General features: G+C 67.2%; 14 protein-coding genes and 1 tRNA gene. 8 read left to right on the forward strand and 7 right to left on the reverse strand.

From position 1 onward, the window contains the following. Positions 1-82 precede the first annotated feature (82 nt). Complete coding sequence (locus tag CLV29_RS00205; RefSeq protein ID WP_133753107.1) at positions 83-2,605, forward strand: penicillin acylase family protein; 2,523 nt, start codon at positions 83-85, stop codon at positions 2,603-2,605. 6 nt (positions 2,606-2,611) lie between these two features. On the opposite strand, the gene CLV29_RS00210 is transcribed toward CLV29_RS00205, so the two are convergent. Beyond that, positions 2,612-3,223 carry a 5-formyltetrahydrofolate cyclo-ligase gene (locus CLV29_RS00210; RefSeq protein ID WP_166649077.1) on the reverse strand — a complete coding sequence of 204 codons (612 nt, stop codon included), beginning with the start codon at positions 3,221-3,223 and terminating at the stop codon, positions 2,612-2,614. Positions 3,224-3,240: 17 nt separating this feature from the next. On the opposite strand from CLV29_RS00210, the gene glp reads away from it, so the two are divergent. The 5 genes from glp to CLV29_RS00235 are packed head-to-tail and all read left to right on the forward strand — an operon-like array spanning position 3,241 to position 6,988. Continuing rightward, the gene (glp, locus tag CLV29_RS00215; RefSeq protein WP_133753109.1) at positions 3,241-4,575 is read left to right on the forward strand and encodes a molybdotransferase-like divisome protein Glp; all 1,335 of its coding nucleotides are present in this window, start codon (positions 3,241-3,243) and stop codon (positions 4,573-4,575) included. A gap of 43 nt (positions 4,576-4,618) precedes the next feature. After that, positions 4,619-5,113 (forward strand): cyclic pyranopterin monophosphate synthase MoaC, encoded by a 495-nt coding sequence (gene moaC / locus CLV29_RS00220; protein WP_392508172.1) that lies wholly within the window; start codon positions 4,619-4,621, stop codon positions 5,111-5,113. Beyond that, positions 5,088-5,543, forward strand: coding sequence for a MogA/MoaB family molybdenum cofactor biosynthesis protein (locus CLV29_RS00225; RefSeq protein ID WP_243831636.1), 456 nt, complete (start codon positions 5,088-5,090; stop codon positions 5,541-5,543). Before moaC ends, CLV29_RS00225 begins: the two co-directional genes overlap by 26 nt. After that, the gene (locus tag CLV29_RS00230) at positions 5,503-6,177 is read left to right on the forward strand and encodes a GNAT family N-acetyltransferase (RefSeq protein WP_243831637.1); all 675 of its coding nucleotides are present in this window, start codon (positions 5,503-5,505) and stop codon (positions 6,175-6,177) included. Before CLV29_RS00225 ends, CLV29_RS00230 begins: the two co-directional genes overlap by 41 nt. A 31-nt stretch (positions 6,178-6,208) precedes the next feature. Further along, positions 6,209-6,988: a hypothetical protein gene (locus tag CLV29_RS00235; RefSeq protein ID WP_133753112.1), complete on the forward strand. Its 780-nt coding sequence runs from the start codon at positions 6,209-6,211 to the stop codon at positions 6,986-6,988. 290 nt (positions 6,989-7,278) lie between these two features. On the opposite strand, the gene CLV29_RS00240 is transcribed toward CLV29_RS00235, so the two are convergent. The 6 genes from CLV29_RS00240 to CLV29_RS16330 form a co-directional block, all read right to left on the reverse strand. Then, entirely contained in the window at positions 7,279-8,607 is a 1,329-nt protein-coding gene (locus CLV29_RS00240; RefSeq protein WP_243831638.1) for a glycosyltransferase, read from the reverse strand. A gap of 41 nt (positions 8,608-8,648) precedes the next feature. Beyond that, positions 8,649-10,964 carry a glycoside hydrolase domain-containing protein gene (locus CLV29_RS00245; RefSeq protein WP_133753113.1) on the reverse strand — a complete coding sequence of 772 codons (2,316 nt, stop codon included), beginning with the start codon at positions 10,962-10,964 and terminating at the stop codon, positions 8,649-8,651. Positions 10,965-11,888: 924 nt separating this feature from the next. Next, entirely contained in the window at positions 11,889-12,707 is an 819-nt protein-coding gene (locus CLV29_RS00255) for a DUF559 domain-containing protein (protein ID WP_133753114.1), read from the reverse strand. Between the two features lie 292 nt (positions 12,708-12,999). Continuing rightward, positions 13,000-14,646, reverse strand: coding sequence for an MFS transporter (locus CLV29_RS00265; protein WP_243831639.1), 1,647 nt, complete (start codon positions 14,644-14,646; stop codon positions 13,000-13,002). 145 nt (positions 14,647-14,791) lie between these two features. Then, positions 14,792-15,037 (reverse strand): hypothetical protein, encoded by a 246-nt coding sequence (locus tag CLV29_RS16325; protein ID WP_208292688.1) that lies wholly within the window; start codon positions 15,035-15,037, stop codon positions 14,792-14,794. Positions 15,038-15,089: 52 nt separating this feature from the next. Beyond that, positions 15,090-15,485 (reverse strand): pyridoxal-phosphate dependent enzyme, encoded by a 396-nt coding sequence (locus CLV29_RS16330; protein WP_208292689.1) that lies wholly within the window; start codon positions 15,483-15,485, stop codon positions 15,090-15,092. A 178-nt stretch (positions 15,486-15,663) separates the two neighbouring features. On the opposite strand from CLV29_RS16330, the gene CLV29_RS00275 reads away from it, so the two are divergent. Both CLV29_RS00275 and CLV29_RS00280 read left to right on the forward strand, forming a co-directional pair. Next, the gene (locus tag CLV29_RS00275) at positions 15,664-16,074 is read left to right on the forward strand and encodes a hypothetical protein (RefSeq protein ID WP_166649078.1); all 411 of its coding nucleotides are present in this window, start codon (positions 15,664-15,666) and stop codon (positions 16,072-16,074) included. 59 nt (positions 16,075-16,133) lie between these two features. Further along, positions 16,134-16,209: transfer RNA gene (locus CLV29_RS00280), tRNA-Ala, on the forward strand. Positions 16,210-16,229 lie beyond the last annotated feature (20 nt).

Genomic DNA, 16,229 nt, shown 5'->3' on the forward strand with positions numbered 1-16,229 from the left:
TCGGTTCGCTCTCTGGACGGTCTGTGTGTCAGTCGGTGTCTGGCACTCAAGCATAGCGACTGCTAACGGTATTCTCTGGCCGGTGCGCTCCATTCCTCGCTGGCTGACCGTGACCCTGGTCGTGGTCGTGCTGCTCGCCCTCGCGTTGAGCAGCGCCATCACGGTGATGTTGCGCAATCCGTACCCGCAGGTCGAGGGGGAGATCCCGGTCAGTGCCGTGGGCGCCCCGGTGACCGTGCTCCGGGACGACTTCGGCATCCCGCAGATCTATGCCGACACCCCCGAGGACCTGTTCGCCGCCCAGGGGTTCGTCGCCGCCCAGGAGCGGTTCTTCGAGATGGACGTGCGACGCCATGCGACCTCGGGTCGGCTGGCCGAACTCTTCGGGGCCGATCAGGTCGAGTCCGACGCCTATGTGCGGACCATGGGCTGGCACCGGGTCGCCGAGGAGGAGGTAGAACTGCTGCCGGCCGACACCCGCCGACTGCTCGAGTCCTATGCCGCCGGTGTCAACGAGTACCTGTTCGGGCGGGCCACCGAGGACATCTCCACCGAGTACGCCATCCTCGGGGTCAGCGGCCTGACCTACCGGCCGGAACCGTGGACGGTGGCTGATTCGCTGGCCTGGCTGAAGGCGATGGCCTGGTCCCTGGACGGCAACCTGACCTCGGAGGTGGAGAACGCGCAGCTGCGGCAGGTGCTCGATGCCGAGCAGTGGGAACTGCTCGACGACGACCCCGATCTGGCGCCGGTGCTCACCGAGGGCACCGTCGTCGACGGCGAGTTCGTCGGCGATGCCGACCAGGGCAGTTCGCGACCCGCCGACGACCTGCCCACCGAGGCCGCCGAACCGTTGCAGGATGCGGGCAAGGTGACCGAGGCGGTGCAGGGTCTGCTGGGGAGCTCGGCCGACAATGCGGTCGGGTCCAACTCCTGGGTGATCTCGGGCGATCACACCGCCTCGGGTATGCCGATCCTGTCCAACGATCCGCATCTGGGGACCTCCATCCCCTCGGTGTTCATGCAGATCGGGCTGCACTGCCGGACCGTCGACGAGCAGTGCCCCTATGACGTCTCCGGCTACTCCTTCTCCGGGATGCCCGGGGTGATCATCGGCCACAACCAGTCCATCGGCTGGGGGCTGACCACCCCGTACCTCGACACCCAGGACCTGGTGATCGAACGGGTCCGCAACGGGCGGGTGGAGACCGCGGACGGTGAGGCCGAGCTGCAGGTACGGACCGAGCGGATCGAGGTGCGTGACGCCGAACCCCGGGAGCTGCAGGTACGGGAGGGCCCGAACGGGCCGTTGCTGTCCGACGTCGACCCGCAACTCGCCGGGGTGGCCGAGATCGGATCCGGGGCCGACGCGGCAGCGGGTGAGGAGTACGCGGTCGCGCTCAGTTGGACCGGGTTGTCACCGTCCACCTCGGCGGAGGCGATCTTCGCGCTCGACCGGGCCCAGGACTTCGACGAGTTCCGGGATGCCGCGCGGTTGCTCGGCAGCCCGGCGCAGAACCTCGTCTACGCCGATGTGGAGGGCAACATCGGCTATCAGTTGCCGGGCACCGTACCGATCCGCAACGGCGGGGACGGCACCGTACCGACGCTCGGCTGGACCGAGGACGCAGGCTGGTCCGGCACGATCCCGTTCGAGGAACTGCCCTATTCCTACAATCCGCCCAGCGGACTGATCGTGGCGGCGAACCAGACGATCGTCGAGGACTATCCGGGAGTCCTGCAGGCCGGACAGTCGGCCGGTTGGCGGGCCGAACAGTTGGAGCAGGCGCTGCGCGAGGCCGACCGGCTCGATCTCGACACCGCCCAGGAGCTGTTCGTCGACGACGACTTCCGGCTGGCCGAGACCATGGTGCCGTTGCTGCAGAACGTCTATCTCGGTGACCCGTGGGTACGCGAGGGCCGCGACCTGCTCGGTGACTGGGACGGTTCGATGGACTCCGATTCGGCCACCGCCGCCTGGTTCGCCCTGGTCGTCCGGAGCACGATCGCGAAATCGTTCGGTGCCAACCTGCCCGAGGACCTCGCCCCGGCCGGGGGTGAACGCTGGTACGCCGCCTTGGAGCAACTGCTGCTGGATCCGGAGAACCCTTGGTGGGACGACCCGGAGACCTCACTGGTGGAGCGCCGCGACGACGTCCTGGCCGCTGCCATGGTGCAGGCCAGGAAGGAGGGGACGGTGCTGATGTCGGACCGGATGGACACCTGGTCCTGGGGGCGGCTGCACCGCTTGGAACTGCAGCACCAGACGCTGGGCAGCTCCGGGGTGGGCCTGCTGGAGTCACTGTTCAATCGCGGCCAGGAACCGATCGGTGGTGGTTCGGGCATCGTCGAGGCCTGGGGTTGGGACGACCGCAACGGCGACTTCACCGTCACCACCGGGCCGGCGATGCGGATGCTGGTCGACTTCTCCAACCTGGACAACTCCCGCTGGATCAACCAGTCCGGGACGTCGGGGCACACGACGAATCCGAACTATGCCGATCAGTATCCGCTGATGGTGCGCAACGAACTGCAGCCCTTCCTGTTCAGCGCGCCGGCGATCGATGCTGCCAGCACCCGGCGGTTGACCCTGGTTCCTCGCTGAGGCCGGTCACTCGACGGCGATCACCCGCTCCTCGGTGATGATCACGTCCACCGGTACGTCGTTCTCGGCGGTCGGCAGCGAGTCCAGCACCTCGTTGTCGTTCAGCAGCAGCACCACGGCCGCCTTCGGGTCCGACCAGGTCAGTGCCCGGTCGTACCAGCCGCCGCCGGTGCCCAGTCGATCACCGGAGGCGGTCGCGGCCAGCCCGGGGCAGATGATCACCTGTGCCTCGGCCAGGGTCTGCGGCCGCAGCCGCTCGGTGGTGGGCTGCGGGATGCCGAAGGGTCCGCGCTGCAGTTCCTCCGGACCGGCGTACCAGGCCCACTGCGGATCGGCGGCCGAGGCATCGGGGCCGAAGGCCGGCAACAACACCTTCGCGCCCGCCGCGCGCAACATGCCGACCGCCTGCAGGGTGCCCGGTTCGCCGGGGCGGGAGAGGTAGCAGGCAACGACCAGGTCAGGGCCCAGGTTGTTGCCCAGGAAGTCGATCAGATGCTGTGCCCGTACCCGGTCCATCTCGGCGGTCTCGGCCGCCGGGCGTACCGATCGTCGAAGGAGGACCGCCTGGCGAAGTCGCTGCTTCGACTCGGCGATGGCTGCCCGGAGGTTGTCGTCCACTGTCCTATCGTAGGGACATGGCATTGTTCGGCCGACGCAAGAAGCGACAGGAGGAGGCGGAAGAGCCTGTCGTGGAGGTCCAGAAACTTCCCGACCCTCCGGCTCCCACGATCAACGGCATGCGCAGCATGGCTGATCACCGGGACTACCTGCTGTCCCTGGTCGAGCCGTTGCCGCCGTTCGGGCAGAACCTGCTGGAGGCCCAGGGGCTCGCGCTCTGCGAGGACATCGTCTCCACGATCGAGCTGCCGGGCTTCGACAACTCCTCGATGGACGGGTACGCGGTGCGCTGCGCCGATGTCGCCGAGGCGGCCGAGGACAACCCGATCGATCTGCCGGTCGCCGGTGAGATCGCCGCCGGTGACGGTGACATCCCGCAGCTCGCCGTCGGTACGGCGGTGAAGATCATGACCGGTGCACCGATCCCCGACGGTGCCGATGCGGTGATCCCCTACGAGGGCACCAACCGCGGCACCGATCGGGTACGGATCATGGTCTCGGCCACCCCGGGCCTGCATATCCGCCGACGCGGTGAGGACATCGCCGCCGGCACCTTGTTGATGAACGACGGTGATCAACTCGGGCCGCGCAACATCGGGTTGCTCGCCGGTGTCGGGATCGACAAGGTGCTCGCCCGGCCGCGTCCTCGGGTGGTCGTGCTGTCCACCGGCAGTGAGCTGGTGCAACCCGGATCCCCGCTGACCGGCGGGGGACAGGTCTATGACTCCAACTCCTACCTGCTCGCCGCCGCGGCGAAGGCCGCCGGGGCGCTGGTGTACCGCGTCGGACTGGTCTCCGACGACCGGGAGGAGATCAAGCAGACGATCTCGGACCAGATGGTCCGCGCCGACCTGATCGTCTCCTCCGGCGGTGTCAGCCAGGGCGACTACGACCTGGTGAAGTCGGTCATGCCCGAGCTGGGACTCACCGACTTCTGCCAGGTGGCGATGCAGCCGGGCAAACCGCAGGGCTTCGGCCTGATCGGGGAGGACGACGAGGAGCGGGTACCGATGATCATGGTCCCGGGGAACCCGGTCAGTGCCTTCGTCTCCTTCGAGGCCTTCGTCCGTCCGGTGATCCGCAAGTTGATGGGGGTCGAGCCCTACGTCCGGCCGACCGAACGGGCCTTCACCACCCATGTCATCCGGTCGGTGAAGAACAAGACCCAGCTCGCCCGGGCACTGGTCACCACCGATCCCGGCGGACGCCGCACGGTGGAACTGGTGGGCGGCCACGGATCCCATCTGCTGGGCGACCTGTCCAAGGCCAATGCGCTGATCCTGCTCGGCCCCGATGTGGAGACGGTCACCGCCGGTCAGCCGATCGCCTACTGGCCGCTGAACGATGGCTGAGGAGCCGCAGCTCACCCACCTCTCCGAACGCGGTGAGGCCCGGATGGTCGACGTCTCCGACAAGCAGGTGACGGCCCGCCGGGCGAGTGCGCTGGGAGTGGTGGCCATCAGCGCCGAATGCGCTGCGCTGCTGCGATCGGGCGGGGTGCCGAAGGGTGATGCCTTCTCGGTCGCCCGGATCGCCGGGATCATGGCGGCGAAGAACACCGCGCAACTGATACCGCTGTGTCATCCGTTGCCGTTGACCGGCACGACGGTGGAGGTTGAACTGGTCGGGGAGACGGTGGAGATCCGGACCAGTGTGAAGACGACCTCGCGGACCGGCGTCGAGATGGAGGCCCTGACTGCGGCCGCCGTCGCCTGCTGTGCTTTCATCGATATGGTCAAAGGAGTGGACCGGCTCGCTAGGATCGAGCGGGTGGAGGTCGTCACCAAGTCGGGCGGCCGAAGTGGAGACTGGAGTCGGCAGACGGATGGCACAAACGCAGCTGGGTCGGGCGATGGTGATAACGGTGTCGACGCGGGCGGCAGCCGGTGAGCGTCCCGACACGACCGGCCCGCTGATCGTCGAGGCACTGAAAGACTGGGGTTTCACCCTCTACCCGAAGGTCGTGGTTCCCGACGGTGACGGGATCGAGTCGGCACTGAAGGCGGCGGTGAACAGCAAGGTCGCCCTGGTGGTCACCACCGGCGGCACCGGCATCTCGCCGACCGACCGTACCCCGGAGGCCACCGCGGCCCTGTTGGACAAGACCTTGTTCGGGCTGTCGGCGCAGATCGTCGCCCGCGGTGTGGACAACGGCGTGCCCGAGGCGGTGCTCTCGCGTGGGCTGGCCGGTGTCTGCGGCACCACCTTGGTGGTGAACCTGCCCGGTTCGCCCGGTGGGGTGAAGGACGGGCTGGCAGTGCTGGAGAAGGTCCTGCCGCATGCCATCGGTCAGATCGCCGGCGAAGATCATGAGCAGTGAGGCGCGATTTCCTGATCATCATCACTGGCCGGTTTCGCTGCGTCACGGAAGTGTGAGGCTGGATCCGCTGCGACGCAGTGATCGTCGCGAGTGGAACGAGGTACGCGGGCGCAACTTCGGCTGGTTGCTGGCCTGGGAGCCGACGGTGCCGCCCGGTGGGGACAATCGCCCCGGCTCGTTCACCGAGCTGGTCCGGACGATGAACGCCCAGGCTCGACACGATGCCACGCTGCCCTGGGTCATCAGGTACACCCATGGCAGCGATCAGCCGGTGCTCGCGGGTCAGCTGACGGTGAACAACATCATCGGCGGGGCGGCGATGACGGGTTCGATCGGTTACTGGGTGGATGAACGCTGGGCCGGCCGGGGGATCGTACCGACCGCGGTGGCGCTGGCCATGGACTACTGCTTCAGCGTGATGCGGCTGCACCGGATCGAGGTGGCGATCCGGCCGGAGAACGGCAGATCGCTGCGGGTGGTGGAGAAACTCGGCTTCCGCTCCGAGGGCTTGCGTCCGCGCTATCTGCACATCAACGGGCAGTGGCGTGATCATTTGATCTTCGCCCTGCACGCCGATGAGCTCAGCGGGCCGATGTTGAGTCGGGTCGGCGACACTCCGCGCCGCCTCGCCTGATCGGCATCGGCGGGCGCTTACCGTTGCCCTCGTGGAGGCTTTGATCTATGCAGCGATTGTCGTGGTCTGGTTGGCCTACCTGATTCCGATGTTCCTGCGACGGCAGAAGGTTGCCGGTCAGGCGCCGATCCAGCCCATGGAGTCCGGTGTGCGCATGGTCCGTCGGCCGACGGTGGTCGAGGCCGAGGAGGCGGGTTCGTCGCTGGTGTCGACACCGCTGACCCGGCGGGCAGGGTTGTACAACCTGCGTCGTCGGGAGCTGCTGGCTGCCCGTCGCCGGCGCAATGTGCTGACACTGTTGATGTTCGCCACCACTGTCGTGTTGGTCCTCTGCGTCGCCGGCATCACGCCCTGGTGGGCAGTGGCCGTCCCCGGAGGGATGGTCATCGCCTTCCTCGTCCTGGCACGGGTTTCGGTGGTGTACCTGCGTCGTGATCTTGATCGTCGGCGCGACGCGCTGCTGCGCGACGGCGACGAGGAGGAGACGGTCGCGGTCTCCCTCGATCAGGTACGCCCCGGTGCGGCCGTCGAGGGTGTCGCCCTCGGTGTCCCCGACGACGAGGGTGGCCAGCTGTGGCAACCGCTGCCGATCACCTCGCCGACCTACGTCTCCCGTCCGGTTGCCGGGCGCTCGATCCGGACCATCGATCTCTCCACTCCGGCCTCGGCCCCCGCGGCCACCGACCATCAGGATCGCCCGGTGACGGCCGATGAGCCCACCGAGGCGATCAGCCGTACCGGCAGCACCGCGCTGTGGCGTGACGGCTCGCCCGAGGGCGAGCAACAGCGCCCCCGCGCCGTCGGCGAGTGAGGCGCCGGTCGTAGTCGGCTCGGCCGGCCGGCCGGCAGTCGTAGTCGTCTCGGCCGGATCTTCACGGCGCTGCGCGGCCGATCACCCGCTCGCCTCTGCGTCTGTTCCGCAGGAAACGCACCCATCCGAGGGTTTTGAGTGCGTGTGCTGCGGAACGGATGAGTGGGGGAGGTGCTCGTCCGCGGACCCTCTGCGAGTTCGGTCTTCATGAGTTCGGGCAGCAGCAGATCGCCATCACTCGACGCGCTCGGAGTGATGGCGATCGTTGCTGAGACTGTCGGCAGGCGAGGTCAGGCGGCGAGCGGCAGCCTGCCCAGCAACCTTTCGAAGACCAGTTGCCGGTCGAACTGCAGACCGTAGGCCCGGGCCGCGATGGCCATTGCCTCGCGCTGCATCGGGGTCAGTTCCATCGCCTTGTCCAGTTCCCGGGTGATGGACTCGGCATCGCCGGCTTCGATGATCATCGCCGTGTCACCGACCGCCTCACCGATCCCGCCGGTCAGGGCGGTGATCACCGGCCCGCCACCCGCGAGCATCTTCTCCACCAGGGCGATGCCGAAGGTCTCGGTGAACTCCGGACGCGGTTTGCTCGGCAGCACATAGGCGGCACAACCGGCCATCAGCGCGGGCTTCTCCACGTCGTCGACGTCATCGAAGAAGACGATCCGATCGGCTACCCCGGAGCCCTCGGCGACGGACTTGAAGTAGTCCTTGTCCGGACCGTTCCCGGCGATCACCAACTGCTTGTCCACACCTGCCTTGCAGTTGGCGAAACCTTCGATCAGGTCGTCCACGCCCTTGGCCAGGGCGAGCCGGGAGAGGAAGAGCACATAACCGTCGGCGGTCAATCCGCGACGCTCCAAGACCGCGGTGATCTCCTCGCGGCTCTGCTGCACGTACGGGGTGGAGTCGATCGCCGGGTAGGAGATCTCCACCCGGTCGGCCAGCTGGGGTGCGAATCTGGTTCCGGCACGGGCATCGAGCTCGGTCGCCGAGCTGACGATCAACTCCTTGGTGTACTCCGAGACCGCCACACAATGATCATTGGCCAGATAGGTCGCCAAGATGTCGACCGCGGCCCCGAACCGTCCCTCGGCGACACAGGAACGGACGACATTGGTGATGTCGGAACCGACCGCCTCGGCAATCGTGGTCACCCGACAGGGCAGACCGGCGGCCTCGGTGAGCCGGCGGGCATCGACCACGGCCCGGTCGTGCGGGCTCAGGTAGAGCGACATGCAGACGGTCGGCGTACCGTCGGAGAACAGTTCGATCAATCTGCCGGTCAGGCCGGCCAGGTAACGGCCGTCGGGCACCTTGTAGTCGCCGACCGGTTCGGGCCGTTCGACAATGATCCCGGGTGAGTAGTCGGGAACGGTGTCCAGTGGCTTCAACGGCAGGCCGGCCTCGGCCAACCGGTCGATCGGCCAGCTGAGGATGCGTACCTCGTCGAATCCGCGTAGGCGGGCGACCTCGGCCAGGTTGCGGGCCTCGACCGAATGCCCGCAGATCACCGGGTCGGCGCGGACGACGATGACCATCCGACTGTTCACCGATGGGCTGAGGATCGAGAGTTCGCCGTTCTCCTGGGTGGCGTTGGGGTGGAGGGTCATGGACATCTCACCTTCTTTCGACTCGGGTCTGTGGGTCCTGCGGTGGTTCAGCCGACGGCGGAGTGGAAGCCGATCGACGGCGGCCGGTTGTGCCTGCCCCACTCCGACGGCTCGGGGCCGAGCTCGATGTCCAGGCGCCCGCCCCGGCGGACGTCGGCAGCATCGATCCAGGTCTGTTGCAGCAACTGGCCGTCCAACCAGGCCTCCTGCACGTACTGGTACGGCCCACCCCTGCTGGGGGTACGGAAACCCTGGGTGGTGATCTCGAACAATCCGCCGGGTACGCGCAGCCGGGCGGCGCGGACGTTCGGGGTGTTGATCAGGAAGCGGGACTGTCCGGTGACCGGGAACAGGCCGAGCGTGGCCCAGACGTACCAGGAGCTGAGGCCGCCGGAATCGTCATTGCCCGGCAGCCCGCCGGCGCCGGTACCGAACTGGTTCAACCAGGCCGACTGGATGATCTCGGCGGTCCGGTCGGGACGGCCGGTGTAATGGTAGGCCCACGGCGCGTCGAGATCGGGTTCGTTGTTCAACCCCTCGAAGCGGTTCAGCGCATATCCCGCGGCCATCTCCTCGATCCCGGGTTGCTGGCCGGGTTGGGTGACCGGCTCGGCGCCGTACCCGAAGAAGGCGTCCAACAAGGCGGTGTAGGCCTCATCGCCGCCGGACAGTTCGATCCGCGAGGCCATGTCGTGCACCAGCCGGAAGGAGTAGTTCCACTTGCCGCCCTCGTAGTAGGTCGAGTCGCGCAGCAGGCCGGTCTCGGGATCGAAGGCATTGCGCCAGTTCTGTGCCAGCTCGGCATAGCGCGCGGCGCCGGCATGATCGCCGACGTACTCGGCGACGATCGCGGTGCAGTGGAAGGCATGGGCCAGATCGAGGGTGTGACTGATCGGGTGGGTCAGCCCGCGGGTCATGTACTCCTCACCGTAGGAGCGGCGGAAATCGGCATCCATGAAACACAGGGCCCAGTCCCAGTCCACGCCACTGAGTCCGAGCTGGCACAGATCGGCCAGGAAGGGATGAGCCAGCGCGCTGCCCTGGCGGGCGAACCGGTCGGCGCCCTTGGCCATCCGATAGCCGATCGGCAGGTTGCCCTCGTTCTCACAGATGTGCAGCAGGGCGATGCCGAGTTCGACCGCCCGCTCCGGCAGCACGGTGGTGAGCAGCGGTAGCTGGGTCCGGTAGATGTCCCACATGGTGCTCAGGTCGAAGGCGAACGGGCTGTTCATCGGCCACAAGGGGCTCTCGTTCAGCGCCATGCACGGTTTGATCAAGGAGTGGTACAGCGCGGTGGAGAAGATCGTCCGGACGCCTGCGTCGTCGCTGTCGATCTCGATCAGGTCCAGATGATCACTCCAACTACGGGCGGTCTCGGTGCGCCGGGCGTCGAAGCTGGGCGGGATCGTACCGGTGAGCTCGTCCACCCCACCGCAGTCGCGGTACAGGCTGGCCCGGGCTTGTTCCACCCCGCGCAGGGAGAATCCGATGCGTACCTCGATCTGCTGACCGGGTACGGCAGGGCCTCGCCACATCAGACCGAAGGAACGCAGGGTGGTGGCGCGGATGTAGTCGAAGTCGAGCCGGGTTCCGCCCTGCATCAGGCGCTGGTCGTACCACAGCGTCTGCCGCCAGCCGGGGACATCGCACTCGATGTGCACCGACAGCGGCACGCCCTCGACGACGACCTCACCCTGAGCGACATTGGGGGAGACGATCTCCAGATGTGCCCGCAGCGGTACGGTCTCGCCGTGCGGGATCTCCAGCCCGCCGTGGGAGAAGTCGATCACCACCCGGGCATCGCGATGGGCCTGGCCGAAGGTGTAACGGTGGACTGCCGATTTGGGGCCGACTGTCAGTTCGCAGTCGATCATCGAGCCCGGGTCGTCGGGGTCGACACCGGTCAGCCGGGTGCCGTACCAACCGGGTTGGGCTGCCTCGTCGACCATCCGCCAGGAATCGCCCAGGGCATCCAGCGGCTGCACCATCGGGGTGACCCGGAAGTAGTTGTAGTACTTGCGGATGGCGCCGGTGCCGGACTGCTGGAAGTGGGTGAATCCGCTGATCTGCCCGGCGGGTCCGAGGCGCACGGGCACCCCCTCGGTGTTCAGCGCGTAGTTGGAGTACCCGGTCGGGTAGCCGCCGGAGTAGGCGCAGGCCGAGACCATGCCGAGCGGGTAGGTGGCTCCGGGATGGGTGTTGCCGACCTGCGGCTTCGGCCACCACCAGGTGGCTGCCAGCCCGACCGGGTCGGGCAGGTCGGTGGCGGCGGTCCCGATGAAGGGATCGACCCAGGAGTAGTTGCCGGCCTGCTCGGCCCGAGGCCAGGCACCGGCATGCCCGATCGACGCATCTCGATGCATCTCAGGCTCCCGTCACCGTCCGTGCGGTGAACTGCGGGCACGGCTTCACCATGGGGCCGAAGCTACGACAGGACCGTAACGGCGGTGTTTCGCGGCGGTGACAAACGATGGCGTCCCAGCCGAGAAGTTGCTGAGGACTGCCTCGGGAAGAACTGGGCTGCGCGGGGATGTGTGGTGGGGACTACGACGGGGAAGAACCGGGACCGTGAGGGAGAACCGGGACTGCGACGGTGGCCCGCCGCGGTGGACATCACCAGAGCCTGTCCCTGGCGGGGTGGTTGCGGATCGTGCCCGAGGTAGCCGGGACTGTGAACCACCGGCCGGAGACCGGGCATTTGTGGTCGGTATTCGGCCTTTGCTGCCGTAAATGGCAGCAGTGGCCGATTAGCGACTGTTTGTGCCAGTGGTCGGTCGAGAAGCGGCATGGGTCGGTCGATGGGTCAGGGGTCAGCAAGCATGCCCCCGGTGCCGACCGCCGAACCGGTGGCCGAGGTCCGCCGGTCGTGAAGAGTCGGAGACGGGCGAGGTGAGAAGTGCGAAGGCAGATGATGGGCCTGTGAACAGGGCGCTGATCCGACATTTGTGGTCGTCATAGGGCGATTGCTGCCGTATATGGCAGCAGTGGCCGATTAGTGACTGTTTGTGCCAGTGATCGGTCGAGAAGTGACCGGGGCCGCGGTCGGCGGGGTTGGAGGTCTCGGGGTTGGAGGCCTCGTGGTCGGTGGGCACGTGGTCGGTGGGCACGTGGTCGGTGGGCACGTGGTCGGTGGGCCCGGGTCGGTGACCTCGGGTCGGTGGGTTCGGGGTCGGCGTGTTGGCAGGTCAGTGGCAGGCGACCGGGATGGTTGACCGGGGAGGCCGGTTGCTGGGCCTGGGGGTCTTCTGGCCGGGGCAGGAGGGGTATCTGGTTCGGCAACCGGCAGGTCAGCGAAATCGGTGGCGTCTGCTGCGCAGGATCTGTGACAACGCGGCGGAGGTCCGATCCCAGTCCCCGAAAACCTGGAGATAGGTCAACCGGATCACGCTGAAGCCTGCCCGTCGCAGTTCGAGGTCTCGGCGCCGATCAGTGGCATAGCTCGTGCTGTGGCTGTGGTGGGCCCGGCTGTCGGCCTCGAGGACCAGTGAATCGCCGACCAGCAGATCCACGTGTCCGACATCGGGGATCGGCACCTGGATCTTCACCGGAACCCCACGGAGTTCGAAGAACAACCGCAGTCGGGTCTCGGTGCCCGACTGTGCACCTGCGCGGACCCGCCGCAGGATCCGCTGCTTCTTCACCTGTCCGATTGCGGCGATCGTCCGGGCATCGGCGAGGGTGATCAGCTTCTGCTCCACAGCGGATTCGAGGACGATCACTGCGGTCTCTGCTTCGTGCCGCAGAACCGCGGACTCCAGGCTGTGCCACAGCGACATCGTCGGCGAGCGGTCGGGCCAGTTCTGCAGCCGATGATCGAGTCGATCCGGCGACCGCGGCGGCTGGTTCCGGCGGAAGAACACATGGGTGAACGAGTCCGGTGGTGTCCAGACCCCGTGCAGGCGGAGCACGCTCAGGCACCCCAGCCGACATCCCAGTCGGAGAGCGCCGAGGACTGCGGGGTCGGCGGTGCCGGTGGCATACCAACCGTGTCCGATGTGCAGCAATCTGTTCTCGGCGATCGCACGGTGAAGCGCGGGGCGACCCGCACTACCGATCAGGTCGGCATGGGACCAGACACCGAGTGCGGGCAGATGGTCATGATTCATCCAGTGATCGTGGAGCGAACTCGACCGCACTCGACCGCTCGGAGACACCCGGACGACACGGCAGCCGCGACGGGCGACACCGAGGCGGGTGGCATCGAGGCGGGTGGCATCGAGGCGGGTGGCATCGAGGCGGGCGGCACCGAGGCGGGCGGCACCGAGGCGGGTGATGAGGTGTCAGTGCCACCGGCCAGTGCTCTCACCGTAGTTTGGCCTGGATCACCGACAGGGAGCTGGGGTTGGTCCGGGCGACGAGGCCGGTGCGGTGAACCGGTGTGATCCGACCCGGTGCCGATCAGCGCAGCGTGTCGCGGATGCTCTGTCCTGCCTCGCCGATGTGGTCCAGCTCGTCGTGATCGCGCGCCGGCTCCTCGTGATCGTGCGCCGGCTCGTCCTGATCGCGCCTCAACTCGGCCTGATCGCGCGTCGGTTCGTGATGATCCTGCGCCTTCTCGGTCTGGCCCTGTGCCGGCTGGGCCTGTGCACCCGGCTCGTGGGCGACCGGTGGATCTGCCGACGACACCTCGTCACCGCCCGATCCGGCGACCCCGTCGTCCGGTTGCGTGGTGTCGCCCGACAGCGGCGGTACGGCCTCGGCATAGGCTGCGGACAGCCGACGGTACGGGCGGGAGACGAAGGCCACCACGACCGCCAGCAACATCACCAGGCTGGCTCCGACGAAGGCCAGTGCGATCCCGCGGGCTTCACCGTCACCGAGCAGCCAACCGAAGGTCTGCCGGCCCTCGCGGGACTCCATGTAGGGGATCAGCACGAACTCCGCCAGTGGGCCCACCAGGAACGACGACACCGGCGCGGCGGCGGCTTCCACACTGGCGGCGAAGCCGAACACACGTCCCTGTTTGGCGAACGGCACCACCCGCTGGATGATCGTCTGCTCCGTCGCCTCGGCCATCGGCGTCAGGCACATGAAGACCCAGATCCCCAGCGCATAGAGCCACCACAGCTCGCGGATGGCGAAGGTCATCCCGAGCAGGGCGATGCCGACGTTGACCAGCAGCATGGTACGTACCGGATTCTTGCCCAGACCGAACTTCGCCACCAGCATGCCGCCGATGATGAAACCGGTGCTGGTGACACCGAGCACGACACCCCACGCCTCGACGCTGAACAGGGTCAGCCCGTAGGGATCCATGAGTGCCAGGAAGACACCGCCGACGAGGTTGTTGAAGGTGGAGAACAGGATCAGTGCGAGCAGTCCGGGCACCACCAGGACCGCCGGCAGCATCTCCCGCAGACCGAGGAACTTCGGTGCCTCCGCGCCGGCCTCGGCAGTGCTGACGATCCGCTCCTCGGGGATGGCGATGGTCAGCAGGTGCGCCAGCGCCAGCCCGGTCGCGGCGGTGGCGATGACCACCGTCCAGCCCATGCCGAGCAGGCCGATCGACAGTCCGGAGAAGACGCTGGTGACCATGAAGGCGAGGCCTTGGACCGTACCGACCAGACCATTGGCCCGGTCGCGGCGGTCGGCCGGGACGAGCAGGGTGACGGTCGTCGACAGCGCGATGTTCCGCAGGTGCTCCACCACGCCACCGATCAGGATGACACCGGCGAACAGCCAGAACCAGGGTCGGCTCCAGTCGACCAGCGTGGTGACGTCGAAGATCAGGTAGAGCAGGCCGGCCAGCAGGTACGCACTCACGGTGATGCTGCTGGACAGCACCATCACCGCCTTCTTCCGCATCCGGTCGACCAGACCGCCGAAGATCATCCCGAAGACGGCGATCAGCAGCATGTAGGAGCCGCCGATGATCGACGTGGCCAGCACCGAGCGGGTCTCCAGATAGGCCCAGAAGGTCAGGCCCCACCACAGATAACTGGAGGTGATGTTGGCGACTGCGGTGTTCACCAGCACTTGGTGGAAACTGCGCATGGTCGCGCCGACCGGGCCCTGTGGCCGTGGGGTGGCGGTGCCGTCGGTCATCCGGACTCCTGAGCAGGTCTGCGGCTCCGCACGCCTGCCGTGTCGGTCCGTGACTCAGCGTAACCAAGGGGACCGACACGTTCCCATCGATAAATCCGACAGGCACCGGGGGCCGGCCAGCAGGGTGGCCGACCCCGGTAGCGGCTCAGGCCGGCTGCGGTACGCGCCCGTCGGTCTGTGCACTCGCCGTTGCGAACGTACCCGCCGCCAGATAGCGCTCACCGCTGTCGGGTAGGACGGCGACGATGGTCTTCCCGGCATTCTCCGGACGCTGGGCCAACTGGGTGGCGACCCAGGTGATGGCGCCGGCGGAGGTGCCGATGAGCAGGCCCTCCTCGGCTGCCAGGGCCTGGGCGGCGGTCCGGGCGTCGGCGGTCTCCAGGGCGATCACCTCGGCCCTTCCTGGCCACCCTGGTCGAGAATCCCGACGCCTACTTCACCGATCAGCTCGCCAATCCGGGTCGGCGAAGTTCACATTGGGCACGGTCACCACTTCGGCACCGAAGGCCTGCAGCAAGGTGATCTTGTCCGGGCTGATGTTGTCGCTGAGGTAGAACTTCGTGCGGTAACCGTGGCGGGCGGCGATCGCGGCCAGGGAGATCCCCGGTGTTGCCGCTGGTGACGTCGACGATCGTCCCGCCGGGCTGCAGGGCGCCCGATTCCTCGGCCTGGCGGATGATCGACCAGGCGGCCCGGTCCTTCACGCTGCCGAGTGGGTTGAGGTATTCGAGCTTCGCGAGCAGTCGTGCCCTCAGGCCGCGGTTGGTGGAGTACTTCTGCAGTTCGAGCAGCGGGGTGTGGCCGATCAGATCGGTGATGCTGGTGGCGATGGTGGTCATGGTTCGAGATCCGGTCCTGATGCGTACAACACAATGTCTAGTGACTTAATGCTAAAAACGTCGGTAAGGGGAACCCGGTGTCCAGCTGCTGGACAGGGGGAGTGGTGTCTCGAGCCCGGTAGGCCTGGGTGAACCCGGTACGCACTAGTCTGCGGACAGGCCAACTCCACTGCCGCAGTTGCTCGCCGAAGTGCCCGCATTGAACGACCCTTCCGAACCGTTCAGCTACACCGTCGACGGGGAAACGATCGTCGCCCGCTGGGACATCGGCAAGGCCAATCAGTTGCACCCGGGTGAGGTCGGTGAGCTGAACACCGAGTTCGCGGTGGTCGTCAGCTTCGACGAGGCGAAGGGGACCTGGAAGTCCAAGGACCATGAGAACACCTCCGGCTGGTCGGCCGGCGGTGGTGGGCTCAGCTGGGGCACCTCGATGTCGTCGGGAAAATCGGCCAGCAAGGGATTCAGTGTCTCCTTCGGTGGCGGCGACGGCCCGAAGGTGACGACCTGGGACACGAAGCGGATGAAAGAGCCGCTGTTCGCGTTCCTCGAGGTCCACGGCTGGACCAAGAAGCGCGGTCTGTTCGGCTGAGTCCGCGGCCGACGGATTGCCGCCCGGAGCAGTTCCGGTGGTATAGTCGGCCCTTGCCTGGGGCTATGGCGCAGTTGGTAGCGCGTCTCGTTCGCAATGAGAAGGTCAGGGGTTCGAATCCCCTTAGCTCCACCACCGGAAACAGTGGGGTTTCC

It is taken from the genome of Naumannella halotolerans (assembly GCF_004364645.1).
Lineage (GTDB): Bacteria > Actinomycetota > Actinomycetes > Propionibacteriales > Propionibacteriaceae > Naumannella > Naumannella halotolerans.